The organism is Variovorax sp. PBL-E5 (assembly GCF_901827185.1).
Lineage (GTDB): Bacteria > Pseudomonadota > Gammaproteobacteria > Burkholderiales > Burkholderiaceae_C > Variovorax.
Window position 1 is genome coordinate 449,135 of sequence record NZ_LR594671.1, and the last position, 13,117, is coordinate 462,251.

Annotated in this window: 10 protein-coding genes; 7 read left to right on the forward strand and 3 right to left on the reverse strand. The window is 69.5% G+C overall.

Going from position 1 to position 13,117, the window contains the following annotated elements:
• Window positions 1-97 precede the first annotated feature (97 nt).
• Window positions 98-1,009 carry an arginase gene (rocF, locus tag WDLP6_RS02210; protein WP_162591028.1) on the reverse strand — a complete coding sequence of 304 codons (912 nt, stop codon included), beginning with the start codon at window positions 1,007-1,009 and terminating at the stop codon, window positions 98-100.
• A 235-nt stretch (window positions 1,010-1,244) separates the two neighbouring features.
• Between rocF and WDLP6_RS02215 the strand changes: the two genes are divergently transcribed.
• The 4 genes from WDLP6_RS02215 to WDLP6_RS02230 all read left to right on the forward strand — a co-directional run bounded on the left by WDLP6_RS02215 (window position 1,245) and on the right by WDLP6_RS02230 (window position 3,843).
• Window positions 1,245-1,790, forward strand: a complete 546-nt coding sequence (locus tag WDLP6_RS02215) for a hypothetical protein (protein WP_162591029.1) — start codon at window positions 1,245-1,247, stop codon at window positions 1,788-1,790.
• Between the two features lie 80 nt (window positions 1,791-1,870).
• Complete coding sequence (locus tag WDLP6_RS02220; protein WP_232076939.1) at window positions 1,871-2,332, forward strand: phasin family protein; 462 nt, start codon at window positions 1,871-1,873, stop codon at window positions 2,330-2,332.
• Window positions 2,333-2,358: 26 nt separating this feature from the next.
• Window positions 2,359-2,991 (forward strand): TetR/AcrR family transcriptional regulator, encoded by a 633-nt coding sequence (locus WDLP6_RS02225; RefSeq protein ID WP_162591031.1) that lies wholly within the window; start codon window positions 2,359-2,361, stop codon window positions 2,989-2,991.
• Between the two features lie 72 nt (window positions 2,992-3,063).
• The gene (locus WDLP6_RS02230) at window positions 3,064-3,843 is read left to right on the forward strand and encodes an esterase/lipase family protein (RefSeq protein WP_162591032.1); all 780 of its coding nucleotides are present in this window, start codon (window positions 3,064-3,066) and stop codon (window positions 3,841-3,843) included.
• Here WDLP6_RS02230 and WDLP6_RS02235 read toward each other — a convergent pair.
• Together WDLP6_RS02235 and WDLP6_RS02240 are read right to left on the reverse strand one after the other, a co-directional pair.
• A complete protein-coding gene (locus WDLP6_RS02235; RefSeq protein ID WP_162591033.1) occupies window positions 3,840-7,067 on the reverse strand; it encodes a bifunctional cytochrome P450/NADPH--P450 reductase in 3,228 nt (1,075 codons plus the stop codon). The two genes, WDLP6_RS02230 and WDLP6_RS02235, sit on opposite strands and share 4 nt — an antisense overlap.
• Before the next feature lie 96 nt (window positions 7,068-7,163).
• Window positions 7,164-7,820, reverse strand: a complete 657-nt coding sequence (locus WDLP6_RS02240) for a TetR/AcrR family transcriptional regulator (protein ID WP_162565586.1) — start codon at window positions 7,818-7,820, stop codon at window positions 7,164-7,166.
• Between the two features lie 149 nt (window positions 7,821-7,969).
• Here WDLP6_RS02240 and WDLP6_RS02245 point away from each other — a divergent pair, with 149 nt between their 5' ends.
• The 3 genes from WDLP6_RS02245 (at window position 7,970) to WDLP6_RS02255 (ending at window position 13,107) form a co-directional block, all read left to right on the forward strand.
• On the forward strand, window positions 7,970-11,278 hold the full coding sequence (locus tag WDLP6_RS02245; RefSeq protein ID WP_162591034.1) for a carboxyl transferase domain-containing protein: 3,309 nt from the start codon (window positions 7,970-7,972) through the stop codon (window positions 11,276-11,278).
• 64 nt (window positions 11,279-11,342) lie between these two features.
• A complete protein-coding gene (locus tag WDLP6_RS02250; RefSeq protein WP_162591035.1) occupies window positions 11,343-12,641 on the forward strand; it encodes an SGNH/GDSL hydrolase family protein in 1,299 nt (432 codons plus the stop codon).
• 97 nt (window positions 12,642-12,738) lie between these two features.
• Window positions 12,739-13,107: a YXWGXW repeat-containing protein gene (locus WDLP6_RS02255; RefSeq protein ID WP_162591036.1), complete on the forward strand. Its 369-nt coding sequence runs from the start codon at window positions 12,739-12,741 to the stop codon at window positions 13,105-13,107.
• Window positions 13,108-13,117: the final 10 nt, after the last annotated feature.

A 13,117-nucleotide genomic window follows, 5' to 3' on the forward strand; every position in this document is an offset into this window, starting at 1 on the left:
GCCGCAGCGAATGCTTAGGAATGTAAGACGATGTGTTTAATTTGAAGTGTTCGAAAATTCACGGTCGGGCCTCTTTTGGCGAGGCCGTCAACGGTTTTCAACGCGCAAGCGTCGACTTGCCGAACAGGCTCTCGATCAGCTCCACCGCCACCTCCGCCGTGCGGTTGCGCACATCCAGCGCCGGATTGAGCTCCACCACATCGAGCGAGCCGAGGCGGCCGGTGTCGGCGATCATCTCCATGCACAGCTGCATCTCGCGCCAGGTCGGGCCGCCGCGCACGCCGGTGCCGACACCGGGCGCGTAGTCCGGATCGAGGCAGTCGAGGTCGAAGCTCACGTGCAGGTGGGTGTCGTCGTCGACATCCTGCAGCGCTTCGGTCATCGTCGTGCGCATGCCGTGCTCGTCGATGTGGCGCATGTCGAACACCTGGAGCCCGAGCGCGCGGATCGCCGCCTTCTCGTCGGCGTCGACGCTGCGGATGCCGAGAAAGCGGATCGCGTCGTGCGCGATCGCGGCGCGCTCGCCGCTCCAGCCGGTCAGCGCCGCCGGACCGTGGCCCAGCAGGCAGGCCGCGGGCATGCCATGGATGTTGCCGCTCGGGCTGGTGGTCTCGGTGTTGACGTCGGAATGCGCATCCAGCCACAGCACGCGCAGCTTCTGTCCACGCTGGCGCACCTGCCGCGCGATCGCGCTGATCGAGCCGATCGCCAGGCAATGGTCGCCGCCCAGCAGGACGGGCAGGCGGCCTGCGCCGAGCGCCTGGTCGACCGCCGCGTAGACCGCGCGATTCCAGACGACCACCTCGTCGAGATGGCGCAGGCCGTCCATCGGCGCGGCCCAGGGCGTCGCCGGTCCGGCGAGATTGCCGCTGTCGACGACGGTGAAGCCCAGGCGCGCGAGCATGCCCGCGATGTCCGCCACCCGCAGCGCGTCCGGGCCCATGCCGGCGCCGCGGACGCTGGCGCCGATGTCGGTGGGCGCACCGATGAGTTGGAGGGTGATGGTCATGGCAGAAGTCCTTGCGAAGGATGTCGTGTCGGCCGGCGATGCGCCGACGGTACAGCATGCGCGCCGGCTTGCGGGTAAGCCCGAGTGCCGCGCCGCACGGATGGGGCGCCGTGCCGTCGTAGCATGCCAGGGTCGGAATTGGGGCAGTTGGACTAACTATCGAACCGTTCTAGTTTTTCAGGCCTAGGGCTTTGCGAAGAAGATGAGACCCATCAACTTCATCAAGGAAACCACCATGTCCACCCAGAACTTCGCAAGCGCCGCCATTCACGTCGTCGGCCAGTACAGCGACGCCGGCAAGACCCTCGTCAGCGCCTATCGCAGCGGCGCGCATCGCCTGCTGAACGGCGCCGCCTCGCGCTACGGCCAGTTCCTCGGCAACCGCCAGCTGCCGCTCTTGAACGAAGACATCAAGGCCCGCCTGATCGGCGCGCAGGAAAAGGTCAACGGCTTCCTGGCCAACCGCCTCGACATCGACACCAGCCGCGTCGTCAACGTGATGGACCGCGTCGCCACCGGCGCCACCACCGGCATCGAATCGGTCTCCAAGCTGGCCGCGCGCGTCGAATCGCCGCTGGGCAACTCGGTGCTCGGCACGCTCAACAGCCTCCACATGCCGATCGCCCAGGTCTCGGTGCAGATCGCCGACCGCATCGTCGCCGGCGCCAAGAAAATCGAAGATCGCGTGGCCGGCGCTCCCGTCGCCAAGGCGGCCCGGACCGTCAAGGCCAAGGCCAAGCCGGTCGCACGCCGCGCGGCGCGCACCACGCGCAAGGCCTGACCGGATGGCGGACGGCGGCCTCTCTTCCCAACGCCTTTTCGGAGCCACGCATGGCGACTCGCCGCGATGAAACTGTAGCCGTGAAGAAGAAGGCGCCGGCCTCTGCCAAGGCGCCGCCGGCCCGCAAGGCCGCGGTGCGCAAGACCGCAGCGGCAAGGAAAACCCGATCGCAAGATGCGACCCCCGCCGCGCCGCCGGCGAAGAAGCCCGGCGCGCAAGCCCTCCTGCGTGCCGGCCTGAAGGCCCTGGACAACGTGCGCAACGACGTCGTCAAGCGCCAGACCAACGTGATCGAAAGCCTGCTCGGCATCGCGCAAGGCAGGCCCGACGCGGCGGGCGGCAAGGCCGCTCCCGCGCGCGGATTCCCGAGCCTCGACAGCTTCGGCATCCGCAAGTTCGAAGATGTCTTCGACCAGCGCGTCGCCACCGCGCTGCAGCGCCTCGGCATGCCGGGCGCCCAGGAAATCCAGGAACTGCGCGAACAGATGCGCCAGTTGCAGGAGCACCTCGAGCGCATCGAATCGGGCCGGCGCAAGCGCTGAGGCCGGCGCGGTCCGCATCCCTCGTCGTGGCCAGCTCCAACACGCGCGAACGCATCCTGCAGGTCAGCCTGGCGTTGTTCAACGCACAAGGGCTGGCGGCGGTGTCGACGCACCGGATCGCAGCGGAGCTGGAGATCAGCCCCGGCAACCTGCACTACCACTTCAAGGCCAAGCAACTCATCGTCGATCGCCTGTTCCGGCGCTTCGAGGACAGGCTCGCACTGCTCAACGGCTCTGCCGCCACCGTGCGCGCGATCGACGACCTCTGGCTCGCGCTGCATCTGCGCTTCGAGGCGATCGAGGCCTTTCGCTTCGTCTACCGCGACATGGCCTATCTCGCGAGCGAATATCCCGCGCTCGGCCAGCGCGCCCAGGCGCTGACTGCGCAGAACCTGCTGGCGGCGCAGGCGCTGTGCGAGACGCTGGTCGGCGCCGGTGTCATCGATGCGACAGCCGAAGAGGCGCAGATGCTGGCCCTGCAGATGGTCTTCACCACCACCTGCTGGCTGTCCTTCGAGCGCCTGGTGCCCGGGCGCGACGCCTTGCAGCAGGCCGATCCGGGCCTCGCGGCCTTCTACACGCTGACGCTGGTTTCGCCCTACGTCTCCACCGAGTCGAGGGCTTACCTCGATTACCTGCGGGGCAAATACCTCCGATAAATGAGTCGCCTGTCCGACTCGCATTTCGAAGCCTCGACCCTACATTCCACAAGAACGACCCAGGAGCCTGCCATGACCGCCGCCGCCCACGATCCGATCAAGCCGCCCTCGAAGCTGCTCCTCCTGGCCGAAGGCCGCGCGCTCTGGGAGGCCGGCGCTGCCGTGGCCCTGTGGCCGCTGCTTCAGCTGACGCCGCGCGGCGATGGCCATGCCGTGCTGGTGCTGCCCGGGCTGGTGGCCAGCGATCTCTCCACCAAGATCCTGCGACGCTACCTGCAAAGCCGCGGTTACGAGGCGCACGGCTGGGGCCTGGGCCGCAACTTCGGCCCGCGCAAGGGGATCGAGCAAGGAATGCTCGAGCGGCTCGAAGCGCTGCATGCCGAGACCGGCCGCAAGGTCAGCCTCGTGGGTTGGAGCCTGGGCGGCGTCTACGCGCGCCTGCTCGCATCGAGCCGGCCCGAACTCGTGCGCAGCGTCATCACCCTGGGCAGCCCCTTCACCGGCAGCGCACGCGCAACCAACGCCTGGCGCGTCTATGAAGGCGTGAGCGGCCAGAGCTCGGAAGACCCGCGCCGCATGCGGCAAGTGGAGCCCACGCCCTCGGTGCCGACCACCTCGATCTTCAGCCGCAGCGACGGCGTCGTCGCGTGGCGCTGCAGCGTCGAGCAGCCGGGACCGAACGCGGAGAACATCGAGGTCGTGGCCAGCCATCTCGGCCTGGGCGCGCATCCCGCGGTGCTGTACGCGCTGGCAGACCGCCTCGCCCAACCCGAAGGCACCTGGAAGCCCTTCGACCGCGGGATGCTCGGCCCGCTGATCTTCCCCGACCCGGCGCGTCCGGACCGAAGCTAGGCCCCCGCCCAGACGTCGAGCACGTAGCGCTGCTGGGCGATCATCCGCTCCATCCATGCGCTGCCATCCTGCCCGTGCTCGCGCGCGATGTCCGACAGCGTGCGCCGCACGTCGGGCTCCATGCGCGAGCCATCGCCGCACACGTAGACGATCGCGCCCTGGTCCAGCAAGCGCCAGACCTGCGCGGCCTGTTCGCGGATCAGATCCTGCACATAGACCTTGCGCTCGCCCGCACGTGAGAAGGCGGTGTGCAACTGCATCAACCCGCTGTCGGCCCAGCGCTCGAGTTCGTCCCGGTAGATGAAGTCCTGCCCGGGATGCCGGCAGCCGAAGAAGAGCATCGCCTCGCCCGGCGCCGCGCCCTCGGCGATCTGCGCCGCGCGTTCCTGCAGGAAGCCGCGGAAGGGCGCAAGCCCGGTGCCCGGCCCGACCATGATGACCGGCCGCGCCGGATCGTCGGGCAGGCGAAAGCCCTCGGCCGTGGTCTCGCGCACCACGCCATGCACCATGTCGCCGGCCTCGGCGCGTGCGAGATAGCTCGAGCACACGCCCTCGAAACGGCCCAGCCCCGAGCGCGCCGGCCCGTCCACCACGCCCACCGTGACGCTGCAGCGCGCCGCATCGGCGCTCGGTGACGACGAAATCGAGTAGTAGCGCGGTGTGAGCGGCGACAGCATCTCGAGGAACAGCGCGAACGGGATCTGGCAGGCCGGGAATTCCTCCAGCAGGTCGAGCACCGACTTGCGCTTGTGCAGCACCTCGCTCTTGTAGAGCGCCGCCGAGGCCTCGTCCGCGCCGGAGAGCGCCGCCAGCTTCGGCTTCGTGAACGGGCATTCGGTCTGCGCCGCGAGCTGCGCGATCTGCTTGCGCGTGGCCACGTCCTGCAGCTCGACGTAATCGCCGAGCAGGCGGTCGATCGCGATCACCTGGTCGACCGGCAGCGCCGCCTTGCGGCCCGGCGCGGCCTGCAGCCGCAGGTGGGCGTTGCGCGCGAAGCCGAAGCGCGCCATCGCGCGCTCGACCTGCGCCGGCCCGTTGCGCGGCACCACGCTCAGGTGATCGCCGGGTCGATAACTTACGCCCTCGGGCAACTGCAATTCGACATGGCGCGTCGAGCGCGCATCGGCCGCTGCAGCGGCACCTGCGCTCTGCAACTCGCGGTTCTCGATCACACGCATCGCCACCGCACCGAGCGCATCGACCAGCGCATTCTTCTGCGGCGGCGGCAGCTCTTCGAGCGTGTAGAGCGGCTCGCTCTGCGCCGGCGCGTCCGCGCCCGTCTTCAGGTCGAAGGCCGCGACCAGCGCCGGCCACAGCGCATCGCTCCAATCCTGGAAGGCGCCGTCCATGTCCTCGCGCGCATCGCCTTCGCCGCGTGCATGCAGGCGCGTCGCGCCCAGCATCGCGAGCCGTTCGTCGATGCGGCGCGGCACGGCCTGGTAGGTCGAGGCCCAGTCGGTGTTGCCGCAGCCGAACACGCTGAAGCGCACGCCGTTGAGCGCGTCGTCTGCCTTGTCGAGCCAGCGATGGAACTCGGCCGCGTTGTCCGGCGCCATGCCGTTGTACGAGGCGCAGACGATGGCCACGGCGCCGTTCGCCGGCAGGCGCTCGGCATAGTCGTCGAGCGAGGCCAACTGGGTCGAGAAGCCGCGCAGCTCGCCGGCTTCGGCCAGCTGGCGCGCGAGATCTTCGGCGGTGCCGAGGTTGGAGCCCTGCAGCACCAGCAGCGAGGTGCCGTGGCGCGCCGCCTGCGTTCTGCGGGATGCGGCCGGCTTCCCGCTGGCCGCGGCCGGCACTGGCTGCGATGCGTCGTCGCCGCGCGAACGCGTGGCCGGGTCGCGCAACAGCGCCTTGATCCTGAAGCCCTCGGGCTTGATCGTCAGCGCTTCCTTGATCTTCAGCTTGTAGCCGGTGTGGTCCACCAGCGTGAAGCGCTGCAGGATCATGCCGAGCGTGAGCACCGCTTCCTGCAGCGCGAACTGCCGTCCGATGCAGGCGCGCTGGCCGTTGCCGAAAGGCTTGAAGGCATTGACCGGCCGCTCGCGTTCGGCTTCGCGGCTGAAGTGGTCGGGGTTGAACCGGTCGGCATCCTCGCCCCATACCGTCTTGTCGCGATGCAGCGCCAGCGCATGCATGATGATCATGTTGCGCTTCTTGATCGTGTACTGGCCGCCGATGGTCGTGTCTTCCTTCGCGGCCATCGCGATCGCCGGCGCGGTCGGGAACATGCGCAGCGATTCCTTCAGCACCTGCAGCACGTAGCCGAGGCGGTTGACCTGCGCATAGGTCGGCTTCACCGACAGATCGGGGCCGAGCACGTGGTCGACCTCGGCCTGCGCCTTGGCCATCGCGTCCGGATTGTTCAGCAGGAAGTAGATGGCGAAGGACAGCAGCCCGCTCGTGGTCTCGTGGCCCGCGATCAGGAACTCGATGCACTCGTCGCGGATCTGCCGGTCGTCCAGCTGCTCGCCGGTCTTCTTGTCGACGCCGGCGATCATGTAGCTCAGCAAGTCGGGCTTGGTCGCGATGTCGGCGCCGCTCGCGCGCCGCTCGCGCACGATGTCCTCGACCATCTTGTGCATGTAGCGCACGTCCTTGCGCTGCTGCGCCAGCTCTTTCTTGAGCATCAGCTCCTCGAGCGGCAGGCCGCGCCGGTTCTGCACCGTTTCCAGCGTGCGCACCATCGCATCGACGAAGGGATGGAAGCCCTCGCGATAGAACGAGTTGAAGCGATAGCCGAAGCCGCACAGGCCGATGGTGTCGAGCGTGAGCGCGGTCATGTCGCGCACCACGTCGACCTCCTCGTCGAAGTTCAGCCGCTCCCACTTGGTCACGAGCTGCCCGGCGATGTCGAGCATCATCGGATGGTAGGCCTGCATCGCGCGCTGGCTGAAGTTGGCCAGCAGGATGTTGTGCGGCTTCGACCAGGTCGACTCGTGCGTGTCCGAGGTGAAGAGCCCGTGCGACAGTGCGCGCAGCCGGCGCAGCGTGCCCTTGGTGCTCTTGTCGAAGCGCTTCTCGTCGCAGAGTTCGTCCACCAGCGCCGCCGAGGACACCACGATCACCGGCATGCCTGGCATGTCGAGCCAGTAGATGGCGCCGAGCTCCTGTGCAATCTTCCACATGTCCAGCACCGGCGAATCGGAGCCGATCGACAGGATATTGCCGACGAAGGGCTTCTTCGCCGGATGCGGAATCGGGTAGAGCGCGTTCTTGCCTGCCATGGTCTTCGTGCCTTTCGCGTGAAACCGATCACGGACCGCCGATGCGGTCTCGCAGTATCTCGATGGTGGAGGGGTGCGGCGGGCCGGGGTATTCCCTTAGCGGTGCGTGCGAAGGCCGAACACGCGCCAGGCCAGCTTCGACAGTTGCGCCACCACCTCGTCCGGCGACAGGCGCCCGCCCGGGCGGTACCAGGTGTAGAGGAAGCCCGGCAGGCTGCAGGCGGCGAGCGCGGTGATGCGGGTGTCGTCGAAGTCGAAGTCGCCGTCGCGCCGGCCTTCCTCGAGCAACGGGAACAGCCGGTCGTAGAAATGGTGCGCGAGCTTCATCTGCGCAGCCTTGTATTCGGGGCGATAGACCTGCGGCTCGCGGTAGGGAAAGAAGGCGCAGGGATGGTGCGCGACGGTGGCGCGGATCAGCCGTTCGATGCCTTCCATCACCTTCTCGCGCGCGCTGCGCCGGTCGTCGGGCGCGAAGTCCATCGCGGTCAGGCAGTCGACCGTGGGCCGCCACGAAAGCGTCTCGAAGATTTCCTGCTTGTCGCGGAAATAGTAGTAGACGAAGGGCTTGGTGACGCCGAGCGCGCGCACGATCTGCGCCATCGTGGTGTTGGCATAGCCCTGGCGCGCGAACAGATCGGTGGCCGCGGCGAGGATGCGTTCGCGCTGCACGTCGGTCGCCTCGGTGGCGGCGCGCTGGCGGCCCGTCCCCCGCGGCAGGTGGGGTTTGTGCGGTGTCTCCGATGTTCTACCCATCGGTAGGATTGTTGGTGCACCATGCGGGGCTGGCAAGCGAGCCGGTCGCTGCACCGGCTATCGATAACCCTGAGAGACTGACGCCATGGAGACAAGCTCCCCGCTTCGCGATCCGCGGCGCATGGGCAGGGCCTGAAGAAGGACCCCGGGTGTTCCAGAAGATCCTCGTGGCCAACCGCGGCGAGATCGCCGTGCGGCTGACGCGCGCCTTGCGCGACCTCGGCATCGCGAGCGTCGCCGTCCATGCGAAGGACGATGCGGCTGCGCTGCACGTGCAGCTGGCGGACGAGGTCGCGCCGCTCGCCGCGGCCGGCCCCTCGGCCTACCTCGACATCGCGGCGCTGATCGCCGTCGCGCGCGAGCGTGGCTGCGACGCGGTGCACCCGGGCTACGGCTTCCTCAGCGAGCGCGCCGATTTCGCGCGCGCCTGCGAGGCCGCGGGGCTGTGCTTCATCGGGCCAACACCGTCGCAGCTCGCGCTGTTCGGCGACAAGGCGGAAGCACGCGCGCTGGCCCAACGATGCGGCGTGCCTGTGATGCCGGGCAGCACCGGCGCGGTGACGCTGGCCGAGGCGCAGGCCTTCTTCGCGGTCCAGCAGGCCGAGGGCGCCGGCATCATGGTCAAGGCGCTCGGTGGCGGCGGTGGCCGCGGCATGCGCGCGGTGTCGAATGCGTCCGAGTTGACGGAAGCGCATGCGCGCTGCATGTCCGAAGCCCGCGCCGCATTCGGCATCGAAGGCGTCTACGTCGAGCGGCTGATGCGCGATGCGCGCCACATCGAGGTCCAGGTGCTCGGCGATGGGCAAGCGGTCGCGAGCCTCGGCGAGCGCGAATGCACGCTGCAGCGGCGTTTCCAGAAGCTGGTCGAGATCGCGCCGAGCCCGTCCTTGCCCGAAGGCTTGCGCGACCAGATCACGCAGGCCGCGCTGCGCATGGCGCGGGCGGTGCACTATCGCAGCCTCGGCACCTTCGAGTTCCTGATCGACCTGCATTCGCCGACCTTGCCCTTCGTCTTCATCGAGGCCAATCCGCGGCTGCAGGTCGAGCACACCGTGACCGAAGCCGTCAAGGGGCTCGACCTGGTGCAGCTGCAGATCGGCATTGCCGCCGGGCGCAGCCTGGCCGAGCTGGGCATCGATGACGTGCGCACGGCGGCGCAGCGCGGCTTCGCGGTGCAGTGGCGCATCAATGCCGAGACACTCGACGCGCAGGGCCATGCGCGGCCGTCCGCCGGCACGCTGGCGCGCTTCGAACTGCCGTCGGGGCCCGGCGTGCGCGTCGACACGCACGGCCATGCGGGGCTCGCGCCCTCGCCGCACTACGACACGCTGCTCGCCAAGCTGATCGTGCACTCGCCGTCGCCGCGCTTCGGCGATGCAGTGCGGCGCTCGCTGCGCGCATTGGCGGAATGCCACATCGACGGCCTGGCGACCAACCTGGCGCTGCTGCGCGCGATCGCGGCGCGGCCCGAGTTCGCGACGCAGGCGGTGCACACGCGCTTCGTCGAAGAGAACCTGGCCGATCTGCTGGCTGCGGCCGCGCACATCGACGCCGCGGCCGCGAAGAACGCGCGGCCGGCCGCCTTCGTCGAAAGTGTCGCTGCGCCGTCGCAGGGCGAAGAGGGCGGCCTGGTGGTCAGGGCACCGATGCCTGCGAGGCTGGTGCAGTTCGAGGTCGAGCTCGGCGATGTCGTGCCGGCCGGCGCGCAGCTCGGCGTGCTCGAGGCCATGAAGATGGAGCATCTGCTGCCTGCGCCCGCGGCCGGCCGCGTGGTCGCGCTGCTGGCCGTGGCCGGCGACTACCTGGTCGAGGGGCAGTCGCTGGTGCGGCTCGAAGCGGTGGACACGCAGGCGGCCGCGGTCGAAGCGCAGGCCGAACCGGACCTCGACGAGATCCGGCCCGACCTGCGCAAAGTGATCGACCGCCATGCGCCGACGCTCGATGCCAACCGCATCGCCGCCATGGCAAAGCGCCATGCGCAGGGCGGCCGCAGCGCGCGCGCCAACATCGCCGATCTCTGCGACACGGCCGACGATCCCGGCAACTTCACCGAGTACGGCGCGCTCGCGATCGCCGCGCAGACGCGCCGCCGCTCGCGCGAAGATCTGATCGCCCACACGCCGGCCGATGGCATGGTGACCGGCATCGGCAGCGTCAATGCGAGGCAGTTCGGCGCTGAAAGCTCGCGCTGCGTCGTCATGGCCTACGACTACACGGTGCTGGCCGGCACCCAGGGCATGCGCAACCACCAGAAGACCGATCGCATGCTGGGCATCGCGCACGCGCTGAAGCTGCCGGTGGTGCTGTTCGCCGAGGGCGGCGGCGGCCGGCCGGGCGACACCGACATGCCGGTGGTCGCCGGCCTGAACAACCACACCTTCAGCCGCTTCGCCGCGCTCTCGGGCCAGGTGCCGGTGGTCGGCATCGCGCATGGGCGCTGCTTCGCGGGCAATGCCGCGCTGCTCGGCTGCGCCGACGTGATCATCGCCACCGAGGCCAGCAACATCGGCATGAGCGGCCCGGCGATGATCGAAGGCGGCGGCCTCGGCCGCTTCGCGCCCGAACAGATCGGGCCGAGCGGCGTGCAGTCGCGCAACGGCGTGATCGACATCCTGGTCAGCGACGAAGCGCAGGCGGTCGACGTGGCGAAGCACTACCTGTCCTACTTCCAGGGCGCGACGCATGAGTGGCAGTGCGCCGACCCGCGCCGGCTGCGCCGTGCCGTGCCCGAGAACCGGCTGCGCGTGTACGACGTGCGCGCTGTGATGCACGACCTGGCCGACAGCGGCTCGCTGCTCGAATTGCGCGCGGGCTTCGGCGCCGGCATCGTGACGGCGCTGGCGCGCATCGAGGGAAAGCCCATCGGCCTGCTGGCCAACAACCCGCATCATCTCGGCGGCGCGATCGATGTCGATGCGGCCGACAAGGCCGCGCGCTTCATGCAGCTGTGCAATGCGCACGGCCTGCCGCTGGTGGCACTGTGCGACACGCCGGGCTTCATGGTCGGCCCCGAGATCGAGGCCCAGGCGCAGGTGCGCCACGTGTGCCGGATGTTCATGGTGGCCTCGCACTTGCGGGTGCCGTATTTCGCGGTGGTGCTGCGCAAGGGCTACGGGCTGGGTGCGCAGGCGATGACGGCCGGCGGCTTCGATGCGCCGGTGTTCACCGTCGCCTGGCCGACCGGAGAGTTCGGTGCCATGGGGCTCGAAGGCGCGGTGCGGCTGGGCTTTCGCAAGGAGCTCGAGGCCGCGGCCGAAGGCGCCGAGCGCGACGCGCTGTTCAAGTCGCTGGTTGCGCAGCAGTATGCGAACGGCGAAGCGATTCCGATGGCCGAGACGCTGGAGATCGATGCCGTGATCGATCCGGCCGACACGCGCGCCTGGCTGGTGCGCGGGCTCGCGTCGTCGGCGCGCATGGCGGCGCAACGGCCGGCGGCAACCTTTGTCGACACTTGGTAACGCGCGCGGGCCGATGTCCGACATGGATCGCGCAGCGCCTTCGTAAACTGATGCGCTTTTGCGCATGAACCTGGTTTCACGATTCTTCAGCCGCGCGGGTGCGGCGGCACTGGCCTGTTGCGCCGGTGCGTTGCTGCTGTTGCCGATGATGGCCGCGCAGGCCGCCGATGTGCGATGGGCGGCGAGCTGGGCCGCGGCGCCGCAGGACTACCAGCAGCTGCCGCCTGCGCTGCGCGCCGCGCCGCCGGAGGCGCTGGCCGCGTCCGGCGCGCAGACCTTGCGCGAGCGCCTGCTGCCGACGCTGGGCGGTCGCCGTGTGCGCATCCGTTTCTCGAACGTGTTCGGCAAGATGCCGCTGCACATCGCCGCCGCGAGCGTGGCGCGCAGCACCGGCGGTGCCGCCGTCTCGCCCGCCACGCTGCGCCAACTGCAATTCGGCGGCCGCACCGACATCACCCTCGCGCCGGGTGCCGAGGCATGGAGCGACGCGGCCCGCCTGAGCCTCGAGCCCGGCCAGGCGGCGGCGGTGAGCTTCGAGGTCGGTGCGCCGACGTCGTTCGCCACAGCGCACCATCTGCCGCCCGATGCGACCTGGATGCTGCCGGGCCGTGCGGTGATGCGGACGTCATGGCGCGATGCGGCGCCCTCGCCATGGAACCATGTCGTCACGGGGCTCGACGTTGCGAGCGCGACGGCGCCGCGCGTGGTCGTCGCCTTCGGCGATTCGATCACCGAAGGCGTGGGCGGCCGGGATGCGCAGGGCCAGCCGGGGTCCTATCCCGATCAGCTCGCGACGCGGCTTCGCGGCCAACCGGGCGGCAGGACCTCCTTCGCGGTGATCAATGCCGGCATCGCCGGCAACCGCCTGCTCGCGGACCGGATCGGCCCCGGCGGCATCGCGCGCTTCGGGCGCGACGTGCTGGGGCAGAGCGGCGTCACGCACGTGCTGATCCTGATCGGCATCAACGACCTGCTCTTCGGCCAGTCGCCTGGCCTGGCCGAAGGCGGCAAGCCCTTGCCGGAGATCCCCGGCGTCGAGCAGATCACTGCAGGACTGCAGCAGTTGATCCGGCAGGCTCGCGACAAGGGCGTGAAGGTGCTGCTGGGCACGCTGCTGCCCTTCAAGGGCATGCCGGCGCCGTACTGGAGCGGAGAGCGCGAGGCGCGCCGGCAGGCGGTGAACCGGTGGATCCGCGGCCGCCAGGATGTGGAAGCGGTGGTCGATTTCGATGCCGCGCTGCGCGACCCGGCCGACCCCGCGGCATTGAACCCGCTGTACGACAGCGGCGATCATCTGCATCCGAGCCATGCCGGCTACGCCGCCATGGCCGGCGCGGTCGATCCGCAGGAGCTGAGGGAATGAGGCGACACAGCTTTACACAAGACTTCGCGCGCGGCTTACATGCGATTCACACGGGCGCGAGAGGATGAAGTCTTCAACCACTCATGAGGAGCATCCTATGAAAAAACTCGCTGTCACCCTGGCCGTCGGAGCCGCATCCCTGTTGTCGGTGGGGGCCGTGGTCGTGCCGACGGCCGCGCAGGCGCAGCCCCTGGTCATCCAGGCGCCGCCGCCGCCGCGCTTCGAGCGCGTTCCACCGCCGCGCCGCGGCTTCGTGTGGGCGCCTGGCCACTACAAGTGGCGTGGCGGACGGCATGTGTGGGTGGGCGGCTTCTGGGTGCCGGCGCGGCCGGGCTACGTCTACCGTGCGCCGGAGTGGCGGCAGCACGGTGGCCGCTGGGAATACTCCGGCGGCCGCTGGGACCGCGACGGCGATGGCGTGCCGGACCGCTATGACCGCAGGCCCAACAATCCCTACCGCCGCTGACGCAGGCACC